This window comes from Paenisporosarcina sp. FSL H8-0542, assembly GCF_038632915.1.
Classification (GTDB): Bacteria; Bacillota; Bacilli; order Bacillales_A; family Planococcaceae; genus Paenisporosarcina.
The window spans coordinates 944598-967932 of sequence record NZ_CP152050.1; the positions used below are offsets into that span (position 1 = coordinate 944598).

Sequence of the window (23335 nt, forward strand, 5' to 3'; positions counted from 1 at the left end):
TATTCAATAACAATGGTCAAAACTCTTGAAAACAACTTGCCATGATGTCATTCCGGTCACTAGACGAGCTTTACGCTTTTCTTTTTTGCATACTTTTTGATATGCCATCCTTCAAAGTTGTATAATAGAATAAGTGAGTTTATTTGGATGTGGAGTGTCGAATGTGCAGCGTATAGCAAATTTAATTGTTTTGAAAGAACAACAGGTTCTTTTATTGAAAAAACCACGTAGAAATTGGTATGTAGCCCCTGGCGGGAAAATGGAAGCAGGCGAGTCCATTTACAGCGCGGCCATTCGTGAATTTCAAGAGGAAACCAACACCGTACCTGTCAAACCTCATTTAAAAGGCGTTTATACGATGATCGTACAAGACGAACAGCAGATCGAAAATGAGTGGATGCTCTTTACATTTGTGTCGCATGATTTAGAAGGTATTCCATTTGAAGTAACAAAAGAAGGAATTTTGGAGTGGCATCCTGTGGAAGCCTTGGCACATTTGCCAATGGCAGAAGGAGATCGTACGAACTTACAATTTGCTGTATCAGGACAAGGGGTTCAATACGGGACATTTGTTTACACCCATGATTTTGATTTGATTAAACAAGATATACAAGCGTCATATGAGGGAGAGAAGCAATGATGGAATCAAAACAAACTCAGGATTCGGAATTGGTCATCATTACCGGCATGTCTGGCGCAGGGAAAACAGTTGCCATTCAAAGTTTCGAAGATCTAGGGTTTTTCTGTATCGATAACTTGCCACCAGCTTTATTAATGACGTTTTTAAAATTAATGAAGGAATCAGGAAAAGACATGAATCGGATTGCTGCGGTAATGGATATGCGTGGCGGAGATTTATTCGATTCGTTGATTGGTGCTCTCGATGAAATGGCGCAAGGGAATTTATGTACACCAAAAATTTTATTCCTGGAAGCGGACGATGAAACTCTGGTCAGACGCTATAAAGAAACACGGCGTTCACATCCGCTCGCTCCTGAAGGCTTACCTTTAGAGGGGATTGCAAAAGAACGTTTGTTGCTTTCTGAGTTGAAAGGAAGAGCTCAATTCATTTACAACACCTCAACCCTGAAACCGAAAGATCTTCGTGAAAAAATACAAGAAGAGTTTTCTTCAATAGGAAGCTCTACATTTACTGTAAACGTCATGTCATTCGGTTTTAAACACGGCTTACCGATTGATGCGGATTTAGTATTTGATGTACGATTCTTGCCAAATCCTTATTATATAGAAGATTTGCGTCCGAAAACCGGCTTGGATTCTGATGTATCTGGTTATGTGTTGAAATGGCCGGAAACCCAAATATTAATTGAAAAACTGACTGATTTACTGACTTACATGATTCCTCAATATAAACGAGAAGGAAAACGCCAGCTCGTCATTGCATTTGGTTGTACCGGTGGGCAACACCGTTCCGTAACCCTTACGGAATACTATGCGAAATTGTTCCAACAAGATTATCAAACTGTAATTACGCATCGCGATATTAAACATAGAAAGGGCTGATGGAATGGCACGTTCCAAACGCCGGAAACGAATCGTCATAATCGGCGGGGGGACGGGTCTATCCACGTTGTTGCGAGGATTAAAGAAATTCCCGGTCGATATCACTGCAATTGTTACAGTTGCAGATGATGGAGGCAGCTCAGGCAGACTCCGCGACGATTACGATATTCCGCCTCCGGGAGATATTCGAAAAGTAATGGCTGCATTATCAGATGTAGAGCCTTTAGTTGAAGAAATGTTCCAATATCGTTTCAGTCAATCTGATGATTTAGGTGGACATTCACTAGGTAATTTAATGTTAACAGCGTTGACAGATATAACTGGTGACTTTTCGCATGCGATTCGGGAAATGAGTCGCGTATTAAATGTTCATGGTACTGTATTGCCAGCTGCGAATCAGACAATCACCCTTCATGCAGAACTGGACGACGGGACCATTGTTACGGGAGAATCAAAGATTCCTACATACAATCAACGCATTCATCGTGTCTTTCTGACACCCAATGATGTGGAACCGCTTCCAGATACGATTAAAGCAATTTGCAAAGCTGATTTACTCGTATTTGGACCAGGAAGTTTATATACTAGTATTTTGCCCAATTTATTGGTTCAAGGAATTCAAAAAGCAATACTCGAATCGAAGGCACCAAACGTATACATTTGCAACTTGATGACACAAGCTGGAGAGACATTGAACTATTCAGCGGCTGATCATGTCCGTGCATTGATGTTGCATATGGGTGCGCCGTTTATTCAGACGATTTTACTTAACACGGATGAAGTTCCATTATCCGTTCAAGAAATTTATGCACAAGAACAGTCTATGCCGGTGAGTTATGACGAATCAAGATTAAATCAATTAGGAATAACAGTGGTCAAAAAAGATATTGCGACCATCCAGGATGGAGCCATTCGTCATGACGCAACCAAAGTTGCGGAATGGCTGGTCCATTATGCGGAAGATAAGGAAAATGCAATCAAGCAATCATTTATCTAACTTTCGCTCGAAAGGGGGAAATATATATGTCATTTGCATCTGAAACAAAAAAAGAAATGACGCAGGCTGACATAACACCTTGTTGCGCGAAAGCAGAACTATCTGCACTCATCCGCATGAATGGTGCGCTTTCATTTGCGAACCGAAGTTTGAGTTTGGATGTACAAACCGAGAATGCAGCGATTGCCAGACGTTTATATACATTGATGAAAGAATTGTACCCGTACCAAGTAGAACTATTGGTACGAAAAAAGATGCGCTTGAAAAAAAACAATGTATATATTTGTCGGGTGCGAGATGGGTCAAAAGCTTTGCTGGAAGATTTGAAAATCATTACAGAAGACTTTCAGTTCAATCATACAATTTCAGCTGAACTGGTTAAAAAGAATTGTTGCAAGCGGGCGTATTTGCGTGGTGCATTCCTGGCTGGTGGCTCAGTCAATAATCCGGAAACCTCTGCATACCATTTGGAAGTTTATTCGCTATATAAAGACCATAGTGATGCACTTGTTAATTTAATGAATGGCTTTGGATTGAATGCTAAAACAATTGAACGTAAAAAAGGGTTTGTGACCTATTTAAAAGAAGCTGAAAAAATATCGGATTTTTTAAGTATTACCGGAGCTCATCACGCATTATTGAAATTTGAAGATGTCCGCATTGTCCGCGATATGCGAAATAGCGTAAATCGGCTCGTCAATTGTGAAACTGCCAATCTCAATAAAACAATTGGCGCATCCATACGACAAGTGGAAAATATTCGTTATATTGATAATGTCATGGGAATTGATCAATTGCCTGAAAAGCTGAGGGAAGTAGCTAGATTGCGTGTAGAGTACACAGATGTCACGCTGAAAGAACTTGGCGAGATGGTTTCAACAGGTACAATCAGTAAATCAGGCATTAATCACCGATTACGTAAGCTTGATGAAATTGCTGATGGACTTCGCGGTGGAGTTGCGTTCGATAAAGTGAAAAGATAGTTGTGAGAATGACTCATTTCAGCTAACATAAAAAACAATACATGAACGGACAGAGATTTGGGGGGGCATGAACTAATGACGGAAAATCAAGTACAAGTTGAATTGAAATCAGGATTACAGGCAAGACAGGCTGCTCTTTTTGTGCAAGAAGCAAATCGTTACCAAGCAGATGTATATCTGCAAAAAGACGATAAAAAAGTAAATGCAAAAAGTATTATGGGCATAATGAGCCTAGCCATCAGCAAAGGATCATCAGTTACAATCAGTGCTGAAGGATCAGATGAAGAACAGGCGGTTGAAGGACTAATCGCCATGATTCAAAAAGAAAATTAAAATCAAAAACCTTCGACGATCTGTCGAAGGTTTTTTTATGGACAAAATTCATCAAGTTCACAATGTTTCACTTAATAACTATTGCTACTTTTCGATAAATCTAGTAAATGACTCAGTCCCAATAGATTTACGAGAATACTATGGGTTATAGCTACAATACTATTTAATTTTAAATAATAGGGGCATAAAAGCGACGATGACTATTCATGGTTTTTTCGAATGTTATTAAAAAATGGGATAAAAATCTTAATAGGAAAGGGGGAAATAGAAATGATTAAAATAGCATGGTCTGCAGGACATGGATTGACTACTGCAGGGAAACGGTCGCCAAATGATGAAAAAGAATGGACATTCAATAACAAAGTGGTTCTGTCAGGCATGGCACATCTGGATAAATATGAAGGTGTTCTACAAATGCGGGTCGACGATCCCAGCGGAAAAACGGATATACCCTTAGCGTCTCGCACTGATATGGCAAATGCTTGGAAAGCTGATATGTACATCAGCTGTCACCATAATGCTCTTGGAGGGCAATGGGGAAATCATGGAGGAATCGAAACCTACGTAATGGAGCCGGCAAACAATAATCCATCTTCACTCAAACTGGCCAATTCCATTCATCCGAAAGTAGTGAAAGCGATGGGGTTGAGGGATCGCGGTGTGAAATCTGCCAACTTTCATGAATTGCGGGAGACAGTTATGCCAGCAGTACTAGTAGAAGGTGGTTTTATGGATAGTCTCACGGATATCATAAAAATGCGTGATGACAACTATTTGAATGCACACGGTGTAGCAATCGCTCAAGGTATCGCGTGGAGTTTCGGACTGAAAATGAAAGAAGTTATAGATTCTTCAGGAAAGGAGGAAGCGAAGTTTTTCAATACAGGTTCATTATCATTAAATAATGAATTTAAAAATATGTTGACCAAGGCGCGTGAACAAGGCGTAATTGAATCCAATCATTGGGAGAAAAAGGCTGAGGAGGGAAGCTTGACAGAATCTGAAGCGATTGGCTTAACTGCAATTGTGTTAAAACGGTTGTTCTTGGATAAAATATAAAAAATTCACGGTTTTGAATGGGTGAAGATTTTGTAATGAAAGCCACTGATGCAAAAAAGGTTGTTACTCGCAGATTTCCATTCTTTGTGGAAGTTAAAGTAATCCATTGTCTGAATGAATATAAATAAAAAAACCGACCCATACGCCTTCTAACGTTTGGGTCGGTTTACCTTTTGACGCCCTCGGAGGGAATCGAACCCCCATCTCAAGAACCGGAATCTTACGTGTTATCCATTGCACCACGAGGGCAAGTGACTTACCTATTATACAAATAGAAGGCAAACATTTCAACTGTACTTTTTTGTGCATAATATTTGACCTTCCTTGACCAACTTGTATATTATAAAGGAACAACCGAGTACAATAGATGATACTCGGGATGTACGAAAATTATTATAAGCTTGAAGGGGGCATTTCCATGAATTTAATTCCTACAGTTATTGAACAAACAAGCCGCGGAGAGCGCGCTTATGACATCTACTCACGTTTATTAAAAGACCGAGTGATTATGCTTGGAAGCGGCATTGACGATAATGTTGCAAACTCCATCGTGGCACAATTACTTTTCCTAGAAGCTGAAGATCCAGAAAAAGATATTTCTATTTACATCAACAGTCCAGGTGGAAGTATCACGGCGGGTATGGCGATTTTTGACACAATGCATTTCATCAAACCGGACGTGCAAACAATTTGTATCGGGATGGCAGCTTCAATGGGCGCATTCTTGCTTGCGGCTGGAACAAAAGGTAAACGTTATGCTTTACCGAATGCTGAAGTCATGATTCATCAACCACTTGGTGGAGCACAAGGGCAAGCGACTGAAATTGAAATCGCTGCAAAACGTATTTTATTCTTGCGTGAAAAATTAAACGGTATCTTGTCAGAACGTACAGGTCAACCGATTGATGTCATCGCAAAAGATACGGACCGCGATAACTTCATGACAGCTGAGCGTGCAAAAGACTATGGTCTTGTTGATCACATTATTTCTCGCAGTGAATTGAAAAAATCATAATAACCAAAGCTACAGTGACTTTTTAAGTCATTGTAGCTTTTTTGTTTATGGCTATGTTAAAGGATACTGTAACGAAAGAGTGCATTTCCGGATAGCTTAAAAGCACGAGCCGGTAAGGCTAATCAAGGAAGGCAGTAGTGGCGGTGGCGCTGGTCATGGTTTTTAAATGAGGGTACAGCAAGCGGCTTAAGACAGCCACTTGTTTTTTTATGAATTTATGACGTGCAATTGCGAAAAATAGAGTACAATTCTGGATATCAAGATGTTAAAGACGTGAAAGGAAGATGGATAATGAACGTACAATTTTATTCTCGCCCGAACTGTCCTTTGTGTGAAGACGCACGAATGATGCTGCAACTTGTAAAAGAAGATGTTGAATTACATATAGAAGAAATCAATATTGAAGACAATGATGACATCCATGAAAAGTACTTACTCCGCATTCCAGTAATCGAAAGCAACGGAGTGGTCATTCAGGAAGGACGGATTGATTATCCTACGTTATTAGAGGCGTTTACATCGTAAACGTCTCAGGCTGTAGACAAACAAAAAAATGAGAGAATATAACTGTATACTATTGAACAAGAAAATGTTGATTTCCATTGCGGCGGACGCGTTTCGCGGGCACGACTTCAGTCTCCTCGTCACTACGTTCCTGCGGGGTCTTCAGCTCGTGCTATTCCCGCTGAAGTCGCCGCCTCCACTCCAATCAACGGATTTCGCTTCTGTTTGCGTGTCTCTTCATATTATTTTAGTAGTAAGACGGTCGGCTATTTCTGAAGACTCCTGCGGAAAAACGAAATAAGCTAGACCCCACAGGCTCAACTGTCATAGACAGCTGAGCCGAGGAGGCTAGCGTTTCGTCCGTGGAAAGCGAAAGAAATAGCCGACCATAAAATTTTTCGATAGAGTGCAAAAGATAAGAATGCGAATTTTTATACTTTTATATTGATTAATATTCTTTTGTCAACAAGCTGAGGCGTTTACATCGTAAACGTCTTTTTTATTTGCTCTTTTTTTAGAAAAGGAGTATATTAATATTAAGGTGGGACATAAAATAATGTAGTGGGACAAAAAACGTCCAACCACTTTTCAGAAGGAGAATGCAATGAATCAATTACTTGGAGCACAACAAAAATTGTTACCGGAAATGACTGCGCTTCTCCAAAAAAGATATCGTTTATTGATGACCATCCAGCTAACTGCTGGAATTGGTCGCAGAGCCCTCAGTGAAATCGTTCATTCAACCGAACGGGAGACAAGAAGAGAGCTTGACATTTTACGGGCACAAGGATTAATACATGTGCTTGCAAATGGAATGGAAATTACACATGAAGGTAAAGATGTTTTAGATAGCTTGAAAAATTTAGTTCACGAATGGTCTGGATTAAGTGAACTGGAAAAACAACTTGAAAAGAGTTTCAAGTTAAGTCGCGTAATCATCGTACCTGGAGATAGCGAAAAAGAAAGTCAAGCGAAGTCATTGATTGGTCAGGAAGCTGCAAAGCAACTGGAGCAATTATCGAAAGAGCGTGATATTGTAGCTGTAACGGGCGGAAGTACGATTGCTGCCATTACAAATCACTTGTCGGTGCACATCAAACCAAAGAATCTAGTGTTTGTGGCAGCGCGGGGAGGAATCGGGGAAAATGTGGAACTGCAAGCGAATCATATTGCATCTGCATTTGCCGCACAAGCTAGTGGTACTTCCAGAACACTATACTTACCTGATCATTTAAGTGAAGCTGCATATAAGACCATGATAAAAGAGCCTGTCATTAAGGAAATGATGGACTTATATGATCACACGAACATTGTCATTCATGGTATCGGTGATGCAAAAGAAATGGCTAAACGACGCAACTCAAGCCTTGAGGAACTGGATATCATTTCAGGGAAACAGGCTGTGGGAGAAGCGTTTGGATACTATTTCAATGAGCAAGGCAAAGCAGTCCATCGGATTCGGACAGTTGGAATACAATTAAAACAACTGAATCAAGTGAAGCATTTACTAGCAGTAGCTGGTGGAGCATCAAAAGCTTCTGCCATGCTTTCATATTTAAAACATGCACCAAATCAGACCGTATTGATTACGGATGAAGGTGCAGCGAAGAAATTAACTCAACTTATGAGTAATGAAAATTAGGAGGAACTATAAATGACTTTAAAATTAGCGATTAACGGATTTGGACGTATTGGGCGAGTGGTATTCCGCGAGGCATTACAACGTGATGGAGTGGAAGTAGTAGCAATTAACGACTTAACTGATGCAGCGATGTTAGCTCATTTACTGAAATACGATTCAATTCACGGTGTTTTTGATGCTGATGTTTCTTCTGAAGGTGAATACTTAATCGTCAATGGTAAACAAGTACGTGTGTATGCAGAAAAAGACCCATCGGTATTGCCTTGGAAAGACCTTGAAATCGATATCGTAATCGAATCAACAGGAATCTTCCGTGATGAAAAAACTGCAGGCAAACATATCGAAGCGGGTGCGAAAAAAGTTATCGTTTCTTCTCCTGGTAAAGGAAGTATGCCGACATTCGTTATGGGAGTTAACCACGAGTCATATAACGCGGATTCGGATAATGTCGTATCAAATGCTTCATGTACTACAAACAGTTTGGCACCAGTGGCAAAAGTACTTCATGAAAGCTTTGGTATCAAACGTGGGATGATGACAACAATTCATTCTTATACAAATGATCAACGTATTTTAGATTTACCACATGAAGACTACCGTCGCGCACGTGCAGCTGCTGAATCAATGATTCCAACTTCAACAGGTGCTGCAGCTGCAGTATCACTAGTTCTTCCTGAATTAAAAGGCAAATTAGATGGTATGGCTGTTCGCGTACCTACACCAAACGTATCACTTGTTGATTTAGTAGTTGAGCTTGAAAAAGATGTAACGACTGAAGAAGTAAACTCAGCACTTAAAACTGCTTCTGATAATGAACTTAAGGGTTACCTAGAATATAACGAGTTACCATTAGTATCTCGTGACTATAACGGTAACGCTGCTTCATCAACTGTTGATGGATTGTCTACAATGGTTCTTGAGAAAAACATGGTAAAAGTATTGTCTTGGTATGATAACGAAACAGGCTACTCTACTCGTTGTATCGACCTTGCATTACACATGGCTAGCAAAGGTTTATAAGGCGTTTAAGTTCTTGAGCTATAGTAGCGAATATTGTCATTAACCTCTATAATAAAGTAGGGTAAAAGGAACGGAGGTACCCTCCGTTCCTTATTTTTTTAATTTTTGGAGGAGGAGATTCTTCATGAAACAAAAACAGACAATGCAACAGCTCGAATTAGCAGGAAAACGCGTATTTTGCCGGGTGGATTTCAACGTCCCGATGGAAGATGGCAAAATTACTGATGATACACGCATACGTGCAGCACTTCCAACGATTCAACAATTGATGGAAAAGGGTGCGAAAGTAATTTTGGCGAGCCATATGGGCCGTCCAAAAGGAGAAGTCACTGAAGAGTTACGCTTGACTGAAGTCGGTAAACATTTAAGTGAGCTATTACATAAACCTGTTCAAAAACTGGACGAGTCAGTCGGCGCGTCGGTTGAAGAAGCAATTGCCGGAATGGAAGACGAAGACATTGTATTGCTTGAAAATGTCCGTTTCCATAAGGGTGAAGAAAAAAATGATCAACAATTGGCTGAGCAATTCGCGAAGCTTGCAGATGTGTTTGTAAACGATGCTTTTGGAGCTGCGCACCGCGCTCATGCTTCAACAGAAGGTATTGCTAAGCACCTTCCAGCAGTTTCTGGTTTGTTGATGGAAAAAGAATTGGATGTACTAGGTAAAGCATTATCGGAACCCGACCGACCATTTACAGCGATTATTGGTGGGGCAAAAGTAAAAGATAAAATCGGTGTAATTGATCATTTATTGGATAAAGTGGACAACCTTATTATCGGTGGAGGCTTATCTTATACATTTTCTAAAGCACAAGGCAATGATATTGGGAAATCTTTGCTTGAAGAAGACAAAATTGATTTAGCCAAATCATTTATCGATAAAGCGAAAGAAAAAGGCGTGAATTTATTCTTGCCGATAGACGTTGTCGTTGCAAATGAATTTTCAAAAGATGCCGAAACAAAAGTTGTCGCAATCGATTCGATTCCTTCTGATTGGATGGGTCTTGATATCGGACCAAAAACAACGGCTCAATATGCGGATGTTATTGCCAATTCGAAACTGATTATTTGGAATGGACCAATGGGCGTATTTGAAATGGCACCATTTGCGGAAGGCACGAAAGGTGTTGCAAATGCTATGGCCGAAACACAGGGTTATACAGTAATCGGTGGCGGCGATTCAGCCGCAGCTGTTGAAAAATTCGATGTTGCAGAAAAAATGGATCACATTTCGACTGGTGGCGGAGCTTCATTAGAGTTCATGGAAGGTAAAGACTTACCTGGAGTCATAGCTCTGAACGATCAAAACTAAGGAGGAATTCGTATGAGAAAACCCATTATTGCTGGCAACTGGAAAATGTATAAAACGTTATCTGAAGCAAAACAATTTGCAGAAGAAGTAAAAGGGTTGGCTCCGGATTCTGTGAAAGTGGATACGGTTATTTGTGCACCTGCTCTTTTTCTGGAGTCATTGAAACAAATCGTATCGGATTCTAACGTACATGTAGGCGCACAAACGATGCACTTTGAAACAGAAGGCGCTTTTACAGGAGAAGTCAGTCCTGTCCAATTAGCGGATTTAGGTGTTGACTATGTTATTTTAGGACATTCAGAACGCCGTGAATACTTCAACGAAACAGACGAAGCGGTGAATAAGAAAGCACATGCAGCTTTTGTCCATTCTTTAACGCCAATTATTTGTGTAGGTGAAACACTCGAAGAGCGTGAAGCTGGAAACACCACATCTAAGGTTGAAGGCCAAGTAGAGAAAGCGCTTGCAGATTTAACGGAAGAACAAGTGAAACAGTCCGTCATCGCGTATGAGCCAATCTGGGCAATTGGTACAGGCAAAACTGCGACATCTGAAAACGCAAATGAAGTATGTGGCGCCATCCGTGCGAAAGTGGAGTCATTATATGGACAATCGGTAGCAGAAGCTCTTCGCATCCAGTACGGTGGCTCTGTAAAACCTGAAAATATTGATGAATTGTTAAGAATGGAGCATATTGATGGAGCTCTAGTAGGTGGGGCAAGCTTACAGCCTTCTTCTTTCCTGAAATTGTTGGAGGCTGGTGCCAATGTCTAAATCACCAGTTGCCTTGATTATTCTTGACGGGTTTGCACTACGTAATGAAGTTTTTGGCAATGCAGTAGCACAAGCGAAAAAGCCGAATTTTGACCGCTATTGGAATCAATATCCCCATGCATCGTTGATTGCGGCAGGAAATTCAGTGGGACTTCCTGAAGGTCAAATGGGTAATTCAGAAGTTGGGCATCTAAATATTGGAGCAGGACGGATTGTTTATCAAAACTTGACCCGTATCCATAAATCGATTTCCGATGGTGATTTCTTTGACAACGCTGCATTTTTAGATGCCATTGAACACGTTAAAGTACATGGCTCAAAATTACATTTGATGGGCTTATTATCGGATGGAGGCGTCCATTCACATTATGAACATTTGTTTGCTCTGTTAGTGGTGGCGAAGAATAATGGACTGGATGAAGTTTTTGTACATGGATTCCTCGATGGGCGAGATGTCGGACCTACAACAGCCATCAACTATATTGAAAAAACCGAGCGTCAAATGGCGGAAATCGGAATCGGTAAGTTCGCAACCATAAGTGGACGTTATTTTGCAATGGACCGCGATCGTCGCTGGGAGCGAGTAGAGAAAACATATCGTGCGCTCGTCGATGGTGTAGGTGAAACAGCTGTGTCAGCTTTGGCGGGAGTACAGGCATCCTACGACAGTAACGTCGTGGATGAGTTTGTATTGCCGACTGTTATTGAAGATCATGGACAACCAGTTGCAACGATTGATTCACAGGACGCGGTCATTTTCTTCAATTTCAGACCTGACCGTGCGATTCAATTATCGTCTGTTTTTACCAATCCAAGATGTGAAACAACATTTCCTTTAAGCGTGAAGCATCCAACAGATTTGAAGTTTGTGACTTTTACTGCTTACAGTGATGAAGTTGTGGCTACAGTTGCTTACGAAAGTGATAACTTACTGAACACGGTTGGAGAAGTTCTTTCAGCAAATGGAAAAACACAATTACGCATTGCTGAAACAGAAAAATATCCACATGTAACTTTCTTTATGAGTGGCGGACGGGAAGAACGGTTCCCTGGTGAAGAACGAATCCTCATCAATTCACCGAAAGTGGCGACATACGATTTACAACCAGAAATGAGCGCTTATGAAGTGACGGATGCATTATTGCAGGCCATTGACTCCGATCGTTTTGATGGAATCATACTAAACTTTGCCAATCCAGATATGGTGGGGCATAGTGGCATGCTCGAACCGACGATTCGTGCAATCGAAGTGGTTGACGAATGTTTAGGTCGAATTGTGGATGCCTTGCTAGCTAAAGGTGGAGCGGCCATTATCACAGCAGATCATGGGAATTCTGACGAGGTCTTAACGGTCGAAGGAACACCGATGACTGCACACACGACAAATCCAGTGCCGGTCATCGTCACGAAATCAGGCGTTGCATTACGAGAAGATGGCATTTTAGCCGATTTGGCGCCAACCATGTTACACTTATTAGGAATTAATCAACCACCTGAAATGACAGGTGAAACATTAGTGAAAGCTGAGGAGATTTAAACATGCCAATTATTACACAAGTACAAGCTCGCGAAGTATTGGATTCACGTGGTAATCCCACAATCGAAGTAGAAGTATTCACGGAAAGCGGCGCATTCGGCCGTGCAATCGTACCTTCTGGTGCTTCCACTGGTGAACATGAAGCCGTTGAACTTCGTGATGGAGACAAAGGTCGCTACCTTGGTAAAGGTGTGTTAAAAGCTGTTGAAAACGTTAACGATATCATTGCAGCTGAAATCGAAGAAAACTTCTCTGTTTTGGATCAAGTATCGATCGATCAGGCGATGATTGAATTAGATGGTACTGACAATAAAGGAAAACTTGGCGCTAACGCAATTCTTGGTGTATCAATTGCTGCTGCTCATGCTGCTGCAGATTACTTGGATATTCCACTTTATCAATACTTGGGTGGATTCAACGCGAAGCAACTTCCAGTTCCGATGATGAACATCCTTAACGGTGGAGCACACGCAGATAACAATGTTGATATCCAGGAATTCATGGTTATGCCTGTTGGAGCAGAATCTTTCCGTCATGCACTACGTATGGGTGCTGAAATTTTCCATAGCCTGAAATCCGTGCTACATGAAAAAGGATTGAACACTGCAGTTGGTGATGAAGGTGGATTTGCACCGAACTTAGCTTCTAATGAAGAAGCTCTTACAACAATCTTGACTGCTATTGAAAAAGCAGGTTACAAACCTGGTGAAGAAGTCTTGCTTGCAATGGACGTAGCTTCTTCTGAGTTCTTTAATAAAGAAGACGGTAAATACCACTTGGCTGGTGAAGGCATCGTGAAAACATCTGAGGAAATGGTTGCTTGGTATGAAGAGCTTTGCAATAAATACCCAATCGTTTCAATCGAAGATGGTTTGGACGAAAACGACTGGGCTGGTCATAAATTACTGACAGAGCGTTTGGGCGACCGCGTTCAATTAGTAGGAGACGATTTGTTTGTAACGAACACAACGAAACTTTCACGAGGAATCGAAGAAGGTGTTGGCAACTCGATCTTAATCAAAGTTAACCAAATCGGTACATTGACTGAAACATTCGATGCAATCGAAATGGCGAAACGCGCTGGCTATACTACTGTAATTTCACATCGTTCAGGTGAATCTGAAGATGCAACGATTGCTGACATTGCTGTAGCAACAAATGCAGGCCAAATCAAAACGGGTGCACCATCACGTTCTGACCGTGTGGCAAAATACAACCAATTACTTCGTATTGAAGATCAATTGTATGACACTGCAAAATATTTAGGACTAAAAACGTTTTATAACTTGAAAAAATAATTGGAAAGCCGCACACCTTTTTAAAAGATGTGCGGCTTTTTTTATTTTGGATTTTTTAAAGAAATAGGTGTTTAACGTACATTTGCGCTAGCAATTTCTATTCTCTGACTAACTTAATGCGCCATCCTGGAATTAGATTCAGTCCATTATGCGATAGGTTATTTTTCGAATCTCTCCAGCAAACTATGGAGTCAAACTATATAAGTGCTATATTTCTGCAAGATTCTATCATATTATCTAATAATCTGACAGAATTCTTATTCTATTTCTCTTAACATATTGTGCTTATCTCTATTATTTGGTAAAATAGTTATTGTTGTGATGTTTCTGATCGGAGGTGGAACAAATGCATGCGTTTTTACTGACTTTACTCGTCATCGTTTCGCTAGCATTAATCGTTGTTGTGTTGTTACAATCAGGGAAAAGTGCAGGTTTATCAGGTGCCATCTCTGGCGGAGCTGAGCAACTTTTCGGTAAGCAAAAAGCAAGAGGTATTGATCTTGTCTTGCACCGTGTAACGATTGTATTAGCAGTATTATTTTTTATTTTGGCAATTGCCGTAACAAAATTATAATCAACACATACGAACCGCCTGACCGACTGAACTGGTTAGGCGTTTTCTTATTCCATGAATTGATGGGAAAAGTTGGATGACATAATTAAAAACATTATTTAGATACATACTGATTGAATGATGTGTTTTGTAAAGGAGAGGTTTTTTTAATGCGAATTGCGCAACCCAAACCGTTCTTTTTTGAAGCGGGTAAAAGAGCCGTATTATTGTTGCATGGATTTACTGGGAACTCATCAGATGTACGCATGCTTGGCCGTTTTTTAGAAAAGAATGGTTACACATCATTGGCTCCTCATTATAAAGGGCATGGTGTTCCACCGGAAGAATTGATTCAAAGTGGACCTGCTGATTGGTGGAAAGATGTCATGCGTGGCTATGATCAATTGAAGGCTGCTGGATACGAAGAAATAGCTGTGGCAGGTTTATCATTAGGTGGTGTTTTTTCACTGAAATTAGGGTATACCGTTCCTGTAAAGGGTATCGTGACGATGTGTGCGCCAATGTCCATGAAGACTACTGAACTCATGTATGAAGGTGTATTGAAATATGCGAGGGATTATAAGCGCTATGAAGGAAAAGACACATCACTTATCGAAGAAGAAGTAGAAGCACTTCAAAAGACTTCGATGGATTCACTACCTGAATTACGAAAACTCGTATATAACGTTCGTGATCATGTGGATCATGTCTATGCACCACTTTTTGTTGTGCAAGGCCGTCAAGATAGTGTTATTGATGTGGACTCGGCTAATATTATATATAATCAGGCGGAATCATTTGAAAAGCAGATTAAATGGTACGAACAATCAGGCCATGTAATTACACTTGATAAGGAAAAAGAGCAATTGCACGAAGATATTTTAGAATTTTTACAATCACTTGACTGGCATGTGTAAAAATTGCCATGCACGCACACGCTTATAGAAGGAGGGATGAATCATGGAACAATCTTTAGAAGAACAATTATTCGCGATATTACGAGAAGAAGATTATAAACCAATGACCGTTCAGGAATTAGAATCAAAGCTTGAGCTGGAGTATTCCGAGGAATTTAAGGAATTAGTGAAGACGCTTGCCCGATTAGAAACACAAGGCGATGTCATCCGCTCAAGATCGAACCGTTATGGACTCCCGCAACAAATGAATTTATTAAAAGGGAAGTTCATTGGACATCCACGAGGATTTGGATTTGTTTCACCGGAAGAAGAAGGTATGGATGATATTTTCATTCCACCAACAGAAATTAATGGAGCAATGAATGGAGATAGCGTTTTAGTTCGTGTTTCAAGCTCAAGCTCAGGCGATAGACGTGAAGGCTCGATTACCAAAATTACAGAACGTGGCATCACGAAAGTGGTCGGACAGTTCCAAGATAATAAAGGCTTCGGCTTTGTACTTCCGGACGATAAAAAAATCTCAATGGATATTTTCATTGCGAAAGAAGATACACTTGGAGCGATGGAAGGACATAAAGTAGTTGTAGAAATTACTGGATGGCCAGAAGGTCGTAAATCAGCAACGGGTATGGTTACACAAATTCTTGGACATAAAAATGATCCTGGTGTAGATATTTTATCCATCATCCATAAGCATGGAATCGAAACGGAATTCCCGAAACCAGTATTGGATCAAGCTAATGCAGTGCCTGATGAAATCACTGAAGCGGACTTGGAAGGTCGACGTGATCTTCGAAATGAAGTTATCGTGACGATTGATGGTGCAGATGCAAAAGACTTGGATGACGCCGTTACAGTCACGAAGAATGCAGATGGGACATACAAACTCGGAGTTCACATTGCAGACGTTAGTCACTATGTAACTGATGGTTCTCCAATGGATACCGAAGCGTATGAACGCGCAACGAGTGTCTATTTGACTGACCGTGTAATCCCAATGCTTCCACATCGTCTTTCTAACGGAATTTGTTCATTAAATCCAAAAGTGGACCGTTTGACATTATCATGTGAAATGGTGATTGATGGCAGTGGGAAAGTCGTATCACATGAAATCTTCCAAAGTGTCATCAAAACAACGGAACGTATGACATACACGGATGTTTTCAAGATTGTCGAAGAAAAAGATGAAGCACTAATCGAACGCTACCGTGATTTGGTTCCTATGTTCGAATTAATGGCAGAACTGGCTGAAGTTTTACGTCAAAAACGTGCAGACCGCGGTGCGATTGATTTCGACTTCAAAGAATCAAAAATTTTGGTGGACGAAGATGGATGGCCAACAGATGTTGTCATTCGTGAACGTACGATCGCTGAGCGCTTGATTGAAGAATTCATGTTAGCTGCGAACGAAACAGTTGCAGAGCATTTCCACTGGATGGATGTACCGTTCATTTACCGTATTCACGAAGATCCAAAACCTGAAAAGCTTCAACGTTTCTTCGAATTCATTACAAATTTCGGTATCGTGGTAAAAGGTTCGGGTAATGAAATTCATCCACGTGCGTTGCAGGAAATCGTAGAGTCAATCGAAGGACTACCAGAAGAACCGGTTATTTCAACGATGATGTTACGTTCCATGCAACAAGCAAAGTATCATGCTGAAAGTTTAGGACATTTCGGATTATCGACGGACTACTATACGCATTTCACATCACCGATTCGCCGTTATCCGGATTTAATCGTTCACCGATTAATTCGAACGTATTTAATTAATGGAGATGTTTCAAAACCGACAGTTGCCCATTGGGGTGCAGTGATGGATGAAATCGCTGACCACACTTCTGGACGTGAACGCCGTGCGGTGGATGCAGAGCGAGACACAGAATCATTGAAGAAAGCACAATACATGGCAGATAAAATTGGTGAAGAGTTTGAAGGAATCGTCAGCTCTGTAACAAACTTTGGTATGTTTATCGAACTTCAGAATACAATTGAAGGACTCGTGCATGTAAGTAATATGACAGATGACTATTATCGATTTGATGATCGTCAGATGATGATGATTGGTGAAAGAGCAGGAAAACAATTCCGAATCGGGGATGAAGTTACGGTTCGTGTGACATCTGTTAAACCTGAAGAGTCTGCCATCGACTTTGAAATTGTCGGTATGGTCAAAACTTTCAACCGTCCTCCTCGCAAGGAAACGCCGAAAGTCATTCATGCGAAACGAAAAGAAGGAGCAGGAAGAGGTAAATCTTCTGCTGATAAATCATCGCCAGGACCAAAAAAAGGCGTGAATCAAAAGAAAAAGTTTTATGAAGACATTGCCAAGAAAAATAAAAGCAGTCGTAAGCGTAAGAAAAAGTAAGTAATAGGAGCGGTGGTTAGCCGCTCTTTTCCACAAAGCTAATAAACTATAAAATTATGTTATGTCTAGCTCCAAGCGCCAGCCTACGCCAAAGCTTGGGCCCACAGGATGTGGGTTATGAAGGCGTTACCGCAGGACGCGGTGACTTTAGTCTTACTATCGAAACGAATGCACTTCGATTCGGTAACTTCAGGCGATGGTGTAGGCTAGAGTGGTGCTTTGCGCTTTTCTTGACAGCGAGGTGTAGACAGATGCCAAAAGGAACTGGGAAAGTGGTTGCGCAGAATAAGAAAGCCAATCACGATTATTTTATTGATGAAACAATTGAAGCAGGAATTGTGCTTCAAGGTACGGAAATCAAATCAGTCCGTAACGGGAAAGTTCAGCTGAAGGATGCATTCGTCCGCATTCGCAACAATGAAGCATGGATTTCGAATATGCACATCAGCCCATATGAACAAGGAAACCGATTCAACCATGAACCTTTGCGTTCTAGGAAACTGTTACTGCATAAAAAACAAATAAGTGAATTGATCGGTCTTTCAAAACAAGATGGCTATTCAATCATTCCCATCAAAATGTACATGAAGGATGGCTTTGCCAAAGTGTTAATCGGCATGGGTAAAGGGAAAAAGAATTACGATAAACGCGATGATCTCAAGAAGAAAGAAGCGAAGCGAGACATTGAACGTGCATTCAAATCCCGCAATCAAGATTGATGGTACTTGAAGTTTGACCAATTTTGCCTTATAATAGATTTACAGCTTTGCCAGCTGAACTTTTTGTTCACCCGAACATCCCTTATCATAAAGAGTTAAAAGACTTTATGATTATCCTATAAGGGGACGTTACGGATTCGACAGGGATGGTCTGAGCTTAAGTTGCGCGTCGGAGGGATCGGCTCCGTATCAACGTCATTTTATAATAACTGGCAAAAACCAAAACCTAGCATTCGCAGCGTAAGCTGACAATGTTGCTTGTCTTGACCATCGCCCATGTGGTCCTGTACGAGCTCACTCTTAGTGGGATACGATCGTCGGTGCGACTTGAGCCGCCGAGAAGAGAATTTCAAGTTAGCGCACAAGACGCCCGCTTGTCGGCATAATGCTGCGCGAAACCTCAATAGGCAAGATACACGCGTAGAAGCTTAAGTGTTGGAGTTTCTGGACGCGGGTTCGATTCCCGCCGTCTCCATACTACGAAATCATATGATTTCATACAGCGTCAAAACCCTTGGTATTCAAGGGTTTTTTCTTTTTGTCTATTTCATCTAGTTTCAATGAGTATCAACGGAACGTAGTCAAAAACACTACATGTTCAAATAGCTTGAGTACTTTAAAATTGCTTCATCTTTTGCTTTCTGTGTAACATGTGTGTAAATATCCATTGTTGTTTTTACATCATAGTGTCCTAAACGAACCTGAAATTCTTTTAAACCTACACCCGGTTCGATTGAACACAACCTTATAAAAGCAGTTGTGAACAAGTAAATTGTTAATAGCTGCTTTCTTTTTGTTTTAAATAATAATGTTTTTACATGAATGTGGGATACGAAGTGAGGGATAAAAAATATTTAACTCTGCTAAATAATCAATAGGCTGCTAAAAAACTATAGCCTTTGAACACATATTCATACGGTATAGCTAGTCAATCTCTCATTACACACATTACGAATAAAAATCAAAGGTTTATCAGGAATATTTTGATATACCCCCCCAGTGCCTAGAAAATTGCTTGTTGAAGCGGCATTACAGGGGTGCTACGTGATACCTATGGGAAATTTTTCGTGAAAAGTGATGCGGAATCAAAACATAGAAGCAATAAAAAAGGACATTCTCCTATTATATATATATATGAAAGTGTCCTCTTTTTACAGGAGGAAATGAAAATGGAACAGTTTCTAAATTTAATTGATTATTTGAAATGTGGAAAAGAAACGTTTACCATACAATCATACTTTGATGGTAAAAAACGTCAGCAGATGAAAAGGCAAAGCCTAAAGATCAAACATACAAAGAACTAAGCAGTAATAACATCGCAAATGAAATAGCATCTGCATTAGATTTAAAAGAATTAAATCAGTCCCACTCTAGTCTACCCTGGTTTACCGTGGGCGGGCAGGACATAAGCTACTTTATGAAGTTGAAGAAGCAGCATGGGTTCGATACACTTCCTCTTTCTTCAATGTCACGTGAAACGATTAATGCATCTACATTACATCCAACTTTTAAGAGAATCCTTTAATTTATTTGATGTTTATTTATATGAGTTAGAGGTTAACACTTTCAGAACAAAAAAATTGATGAATAGTCCAAAGTAAGACCAGTTTAAATGATTGCAATCTTTATTTATTATCTAGAATATAAGTTCCTAAATATAAAAATCAACATAGCAAAAAGTAACAAATATATAAGAAATAAGTAGGGGGATTTGGTAAAATAGAATTAGATGAGTCAATTTCATAAATCATACTTTTAAAAAAGTGTTGACTACGTTTCTAACCATTTTTTCTGTTTTTTAAAATTAGGCTGCTGTTAAAAACGTCTGCTTGGCTGATTTAAATCGATCGATTGCTAGTCGTGATGCGTTGTAAATTAGTGTAACGAATTGAAAATGGATCTTCGCTTTTTTACCAGTACGATGGCGCACGTTGTTTATAGTAAGGGTCCATTTTAATTAGCCTCTCGCTATGGAAGTATATTTACGAAGGTCTAAGACTCCTTTTGATTTTTAAATTTTTTTGACACAATGAGTCATCCTTTAACGGACAGGTTGCACATTCTTTGGGACGAGAATATTTCAAGGTTTCATATTTCGTATCATAACTATCGTAACGATACGAATGTTCTCGCACACAAGTAGGTGCAAAGTGTTCATCAAAACCGATTATCTCGCCCTCATTTCGTGGGTTGTAAGCAATGACTGCGTGAAGATTCATGCTACGTAATTGTTGATAAATGGGTGTATAATCATATCCCTTATCCATGAGGACAGCCTTAAATAGACCAGGCATCGTTTGCTGGATTTGTTTCAAAAGTGGGATGGCAGCTTTCCCATCATTCAAGCTACCTGAACTCATTAAACTTCTGACGATATACTGACTCTCGGTACTAACGGCCAAATGGCCCTTGTAACCAAACCAAAACTTCCATTACTATTTTTCTTGACGCCCCCATTTTGGGGCAAGTGGCATCTCATTCACGAGTGTCTCTTCTGATTCATTCAATTGATGAACAATTTCTTTTTCATAGATTGTTTTTTCTTCTTCAAGTTTTTGTTTGGCTTCTAGCCATTCAGCGCGCTCGTTCTTAGACTTTCGTCCACGCTTTTTAGGCGCTGATTTTCCCTTCTTCTCTGACGCTTCAGGTTTATCGCGTGCTTCGAAATGAGTGGCATCTATTGCTAGAGATTCTTCTGTTATGTAGCCTTCTTGGATGGCTTGAGCGATGAGAACATCTTGCACTTTCGAAATCGCATCCGTTTCACTGATAGTCGAAATCATCCTTGAGTAAGAAGCTTCGGAAGGGACGTCGTCAGACAATAGAAAAACACAATCGAATCGCAAAAATGGATCGTTTTTTAATCGTTTAACCAATAACTTAATAGTTGGAATGCGCTCCACCACACGAGCGATCAATGAGTAAATCATGGCACCGTAATTAAGTTCTCTTGGAGCACCTCTTCGGGTCTTTTTGTCGAAGATGAGCAGCAATGGCGCAAGTTCTAACGTAGAAAATATCGCATTAATCGATGGGTAGGTTCCATTTCGAATAATTCCTGCATGTCAAACAGGCAATCTTGTCTTATAATAGGTATAGAGCATTTTCCCTCCTGTGTTTGTGTGTTGTGGTGACTTACATTATACAGGATTTGGGGAGGTGCTCTATTTTCTTGTCATTTTATTCTTAGAGCCGCAAGGGCTCTGAATTATGAAATTAACTCAGATGTATATATAAACTAGATTTTCAAGTGTTTAATTCAATTGAGGTGTAGAAAATGGAATATGCTTACACAAGTGAAAATAAATTAATATCATCGTCCGAGGCTTTTAAACGTGGAGATTATGAGTGTCCTGTATGTAGAGGTAGACTTAATTTTTTTCCAGGGAAATCTAACAAACCACATTTTCGGCATACGAAAGATGTGCCGAAAGCAATTAAACAAGCATGTGAACTTTACTCATTTACTTTATCTACATTTAATCATTTTGAACAAGAGGAACTTGCAAATCAACAAGTTCGACTGGTGGTGACACCAAATAACAGTTCATATAATTTTTCGCTTCGTTTTCCATTTATTGAAGCCAAATTTACATCTAGAGTTATTTATGATGACCTTTATTTTAACTATTATTGTGATGAGTTTGATAATTTAACCTTGAACAATAAGAGTCTACTGTTTTCGATAAATGAATGTTTAAAAGAAGTTCCGTTAAATGAGTTATATACATTTTCTTGTGATAATCCAAAATACGAAAAAATGTTAAATTTACACATTTCAGGTAAATATGAGCCATTTAGAAATGGTGCTTTATTGTTCAAAAACATACAAGGTGAATATCGATCAATTCATTATCGTCAACTAACATTAGAAGGACGATTTTTTATTATGTCTAAATATTCTTTGAGAAATATTCCAAAAAATATTGAAGTGATTTCATCAACGAAAATAAATCGGATATATTTATATGATTTGGTTATGCCAGAAATTTTAGATGAAAATCTTCAAAATTGGTTCAATAAAGAATTACATTACACAGTATTACCAGCCACAAGTTATCTTGATTTAATAAAGCCTATAAGGTTTAAGAAAATAGGGTCAACATACGAAGTGTTAAGTGATGAATGTGAGCTTCTTTGTACAACTAAGGGGATTCAGATCGCAAATCCAATGATTTGTATTGTGTCGCCTCTAGGAGAACTAAAAAGGTTTCGTCTTTCTGAAGAGGGGATTATCTCTCTAAAGCTAGTTTCTTCCGGAGATTATAGGTTAACAGTTGAAGCCGGAGTATCAGAGGTTTATACAATTCGAAAAAAAGAGAAAATTGTTAATAATACTCCCTATTCTAAGCACTTTACTATTAGTGATGAAAATTATTTATTGAACTCAAAAACTATTTATAGTGATTCGATAGAGATATCTACCAATTTACCTTTTAACTTACATAATACAACTGAAATTTGCTATCCCTATAAATATGGTGGGGATCATAATATACAAGCACCAGCAATTTTATCATTACCCAGACTTTGGAAATTGGAGTTGCGAGATCCGCTACAAGAAGTTTTAACTAAGATTAATTGGGATATTATTTTACATATTTTTATTGCTGCAAAGAAGTATCCTAAAAAAGTTTATAGTAGAAGCTTGATGAAAAAATTAGAAAGTGAATTACAAAAAAGCGAATATCAGCATAAAAAATTCTTGTTAAGTTTAATTCGAAAACAAAGTGTTTATGTTCCTGAGCCAATAATAAATGAATTAGAAAAGTTGAGGTAA

The 23335-nt window shown here is 39.6% G+C and carries 20 protein-coding genes, 1 tRNA gene, 1 other RNA gene and 1 pseudogene; 21 read left to right on the forward strand and 2 right to left on the reverse strand.

What is annotated here, in order from left to right:
- The first annotated feature begins 163 nt into the window (after window positions 1-163).
- The 6 genes from MHH33_RS05050 (at window position 164) to MHH33_RS05075 (ending at window position 4896) form a co-directional block, all read left to right on the forward strand.
- Window positions 164-640 carry an 8-oxo-dGTP diphosphatase gene (locus MHH33_RS05050; protein ID WP_342543119.1) on the forward strand — a complete coding sequence of 159 codons (477 nt, stop codon included), beginning with the start codon at window positions 164-166 and terminating at the stop codon, window positions 638-640.
- A complete protein-coding gene (gene rapZ, locus MHH33_RS05055) occupies window positions 640-1524 on the forward strand; it encodes an RNase adapter RapZ (RefSeq protein ID WP_036660187.1) in 885 nt (294 codons plus the stop codon). The genes MHH33_RS05050 and rapZ overlap by 1 nt, the downstream gene beginning before the upstream one ends.
- Window positions 1525-1528: 4 nt before the next feature.
- Window positions 1529-2521 carry a YvcK family protein gene (locus tag MHH33_RS05060; protein ID WP_342543120.1) on the forward strand — a complete coding sequence of 331 codons (993 nt, stop codon included), beginning with the start codon at window positions 1529-1531 and terminating at the stop codon, window positions 2519-2521.
- Between the two features lie 26 nt (window positions 2522-2547).
- The gene (whiA, locus tag MHH33_RS05065) at window positions 2548-3504 is read left to right on the forward strand and encodes a DNA-binding protein WhiA (protein WP_016429086.1); all 957 of its coding nucleotides are present in this window, start codon (window positions 2548-2550) and stop codon (window positions 3502-3504) included.
- 75 nt (window positions 3505-3579) lie between these two features.
- Window positions 3580-3837 carry an HPr family phosphocarrier protein gene (locus MHH33_RS05070; protein WP_016429085.1) on the forward strand — a complete coding sequence of 86 codons (258 nt, stop codon included), beginning with the start codon at window positions 3580-3582 and terminating at the stop codon, window positions 3835-3837.
- A gap of 270 nt (window positions 3838-4107) precedes the next feature.
- Window positions 4108-4896: an N-acetylmuramoyl-L-alanine amidase gene (locus MHH33_RS05075; protein WP_342543121.1), complete on the forward strand. Its 789-nt coding sequence runs from the start codon at window positions 4108-4110 to the stop codon at window positions 4894-4896.
- 177 nt (window positions 4897-5073) lie between these two features.
- Here the strand turns inward: MHH33_RS05075 and MHH33_RS05080 are convergent.
- A tRNA-Arg gene (locus MHH33_RS05080) sits at window positions 5074-5145 on the reverse strand.
- A gap of 169 nt (window positions 5146-5314) precedes the next feature.
- On the opposite strand from MHH33_RS05080, the gene clpP reads away from it, so the two are divergent.
- The 14 genes from clpP (at window position 5315) to MHH33_RS05150 (ending at window position 19859) form a co-directional block, all read left to right on the forward strand.
- A complete protein-coding gene (gene clpP, locus MHH33_RS05085) occupies window positions 5315-5911 on the forward strand; it encodes an ATP-dependent Clp endopeptidase proteolytic subunit ClpP (protein WP_016429083.1) in 597 nt (198 codons plus the stop codon).
- Between the two features lie 291 nt (window positions 5912-6202).
- On the forward strand, window positions 6203-6436 hold the full coding sequence (locus MHH33_RS05090) for a glutaredoxin family protein (RefSeq protein ID WP_342543122.1): 234 nt from the start codon (window positions 6203-6205) through the stop codon (window positions 6434-6436).
- A gap of 583 nt (window positions 6437-7019) precedes the next feature.
- Entirely contained in the window at window positions 7020-8057 is a 1038-nt protein-coding gene (locus tag MHH33_RS05095; protein ID WP_342543123.1) for a sugar-binding domain-containing protein, read from the forward strand.
- Between the two features lie 12 nt (window positions 8058-8069).
- Window positions 8070-9077, forward strand: coding sequence for a type I glyceraldehyde-3-phosphate dehydrogenase (gene gap, locus MHH33_RS05100; RefSeq protein ID WP_016429080.1), 1008 nt, complete (start codon window positions 8070-8072; stop codon window positions 9075-9077).
- Window positions 9078-9201: 124 nt separating this feature from the next.
- A complete protein-coding gene (locus MHH33_RS05105; RefSeq protein ID WP_342543124.1) occupies window positions 9202-10389 on the forward strand; it encodes a phosphoglycerate kinase in 1188 nt (395 codons plus the stop codon).
- A gap of 12 nt (window positions 10390-10401) precedes the next feature.
- The gene (gene tpiA / locus MHH33_RS05110; RefSeq protein WP_342543125.1) at window positions 10402-11163 is read left to right on the forward strand and encodes a triose-phosphate isomerase; all 762 of its coding nucleotides are present in this window, start codon (window positions 10402-10404) and stop codon (window positions 11161-11163) included.
- On the forward strand, window positions 11156-12700 hold the full coding sequence (gene gpmI / locus MHH33_RS05115) for a 2,3-bisphosphoglycerate-independent phosphoglycerate mutase (protein WP_342543126.1): 1545 nt from the start codon (window positions 11156-11158) through the stop codon (window positions 12698-12700). Before tpiA ends, gpmI begins: the two co-directional genes overlap by 8 nt.
- A gap of 2 nt (window positions 12701-12702) precedes the next feature.
- A complete protein-coding gene (gene eno / locus MHH33_RS05120; RefSeq protein ID WP_016429076.1) occupies window positions 12703-13998 on the forward strand; it encodes a phosphopyruvate hydratase in 1296 nt (431 codons plus the stop codon).
- A 346-nt stretch (window positions 13999-14344) separates the two neighbouring features.
- Window positions 14345-14572, forward strand: a complete 228-nt coding sequence (secG, locus tag MHH33_RS05125) for a preprotein translocase subunit SecG (protein WP_016429075.1) — start codon at window positions 14345-14347, stop codon at window positions 14570-14572.
- A 149-nt stretch (window positions 14573-14721) separates the two neighbouring features.
- Window positions 14722-15468 (forward strand): carboxylesterase, encoded by a 747-nt coding sequence (locus MHH33_RS05130; protein WP_342543127.1) that lies wholly within the window; start codon window positions 14722-14724, stop codon window positions 15466-15468.
- Window positions 15469-15511: 43 nt separating this feature from the next.
- On the forward strand, window positions 15512-17836 hold the full coding sequence (gene rnr, locus MHH33_RS05135) for a ribonuclease R (RefSeq protein WP_342543128.1): 2325 nt from the start codon (window positions 15512-15514) through the stop codon (window positions 17834-17836).
- Between the two features lie 251 nt (window positions 17837-18087).
- On the forward strand, window positions 18088-18555 hold the full coding sequence (smpB, locus tag MHH33_RS05140; protein ID WP_016429072.1) for an SsrA-binding protein SmpB: 468 nt from the start codon (window positions 18088-18090) through the stop codon (window positions 18553-18555).
- Window positions 18556-18677: 122 nt separating this feature from the next.
- Window positions 18678-19033, forward strand: a transfer-messenger RNA (tmRNA) gene (ssrA, locus tag MHH33_RS05145).
- A gap of 691 nt (window positions 19034-19724) precedes the next feature.
- Window positions 19725-19859 (forward strand): hypothetical protein, encoded by a 135-nt coding sequence (locus MHH33_RS05150; protein ID WP_342543129.1) that lies wholly within the window; start codon window positions 19725-19727, stop codon window positions 19857-19859.
- 500 nt (window positions 19860-20359) lie between these two features.
- On the opposite strand, the pseudogene MHH33_RS05155 reads toward MHH33_RS05150, so the two are convergent.
- Window positions 20360-21652, reverse strand: a pseudogene (locus MHH33_RS05155) (transposase).
- Window positions 21653-21832: 180 nt separating this feature from the next.
- Between MHH33_RS05155 and MHH33_RS05160 the strand changes: the two are divergent.
- The gene (locus tag MHH33_RS05160; RefSeq protein ID WP_342543130.1) at window positions 21833-23335 is read left to right on the forward strand and encodes a hypothetical protein; all 1503 of its coding nucleotides are present in this window, start codon (window positions 21833-21835) and stop codon (window positions 23333-23335) included.

Excerpts from the sequence above, each read along its gene's own strand:
- rapZ (WP_036660187.1), top strand. The coding sequence starts at position 640 with ATGGAATCAAAACAAACTCAGGATTCGGAATTGGTCATCATTACCGGC.
- MHH33_RS05060 (WP_342543120.1), top strand. The coding sequence starts at position 1,529 with ATGGCACGTTCCAAACGCCGGAAACGAATCGTCATAATCGGCGGGGGG.
- whiA (WP_016429086.1), top strand. The coding sequence starts at position 2,548 with ATGTCATTTGCATCTGAAACAAAAAAAGAAATGACGCAGGCTGACATA.
- MHH33_RS05070 (WP_016429085.1), top strand. The coding sequence starts at position 3,580 with ATGACGGAAAATCAAGTACAAGTTGAATTGAAATCAGGATTACAGGCA.
- MHH33_RS05075 (WP_342543121.1), top strand. The coding sequence starts at position 4,108 with ATGATTAAAATAGCATGGTCTGCAGGACATGGATTGACTACTGCAGGG.
- clpP (WP_016429083.1), top strand. The coding sequence starts at position 5,315 with ATGAATTTAATTCCTACAGTTATTGAACAAACAAGCCGCGGAGAGCGC.
- MHH33_RS05090 (WP_342543122.1), top strand. The coding sequence starts at position 6,203 with ATGAACGTACAATTTTATTCTCGCCCGAACTGTCCTTTGTGTGAAGAC.
- MHH33_RS05095 (WP_342543123.1), top strand. The coding sequence starts at position 7,020 with ATGAATCAATTACTTGGAGCACAACAAAAATTGTTACCGGAAATGACT.
- gap (WP_016429080.1), top strand. The coding sequence starts at position 8,070 with ATGACTTTAAAATTAGCGATTAACGGATTTGGACGTATTGGGCGAGTG.
- MHH33_RS05105 (WP_342543124.1), top strand. The coding sequence starts at position 9,202 with ATGAAACAAAAACAGACAATGCAACAGCTCGAATTAGCAGGAAAACGC.
- tpiA (WP_342543125.1), top strand. The coding sequence starts at position 10,402 with ATGAGAAAACCCATTATTGCTGGCAACTGGAAAATGTATAAAACGTTA.
- gpmI (WP_342543126.1), top strand. The coding sequence starts at position 11,156 with ATGTCTAAATCACCAGTTGCCTTGATTATTCTTGACGGGTTTGCACTA.
- eno (WP_016429076.1), top strand. The coding sequence starts at position 12,703 with ATGCCAATTATTACACAAGTACAAGCTCGCGAAGTATTGGATTCACGT.
- secG (WP_016429075.1), top strand. The coding sequence starts at position 14,345 with ATGCATGCGTTTTTACTGACTTTACTCGTCATCGTTTCGCTAGCATTA.
- MHH33_RS05130 (WP_342543127.1), top strand. The coding sequence starts at position 14,722 with ATGCGAATTGCGCAACCCAAACCGTTCTTTTTTGAAGCGGGTAAAAGA.
- rnr (WP_342543128.1), top strand. The coding sequence starts at position 15,512 with ATGGAACAATCTTTAGAAGAACAATTATTCGCGATATTACGAGAAGAA.
- smpB (WP_016429072.1), top strand. The coding sequence starts at position 18,088 with ATGCCAAAAGGAACTGGGAAAGTGGTTGCGCAGAATAAGAAAGCCAAT.
- MHH33_RS05150 (WP_342543129.1), top strand. The coding sequence starts at position 19,725 with ATGGAACAGTTTCTAAATTTAATTGATTATTTGAAATGTGGAAAAGAA.
- MHH33_RS05160 (WP_342543130.1), top strand. The coding sequence starts at position 21,833 with ATGGAATATGCTTACACAAGTGAAAATAAATTAATATCATCGTCCGAG.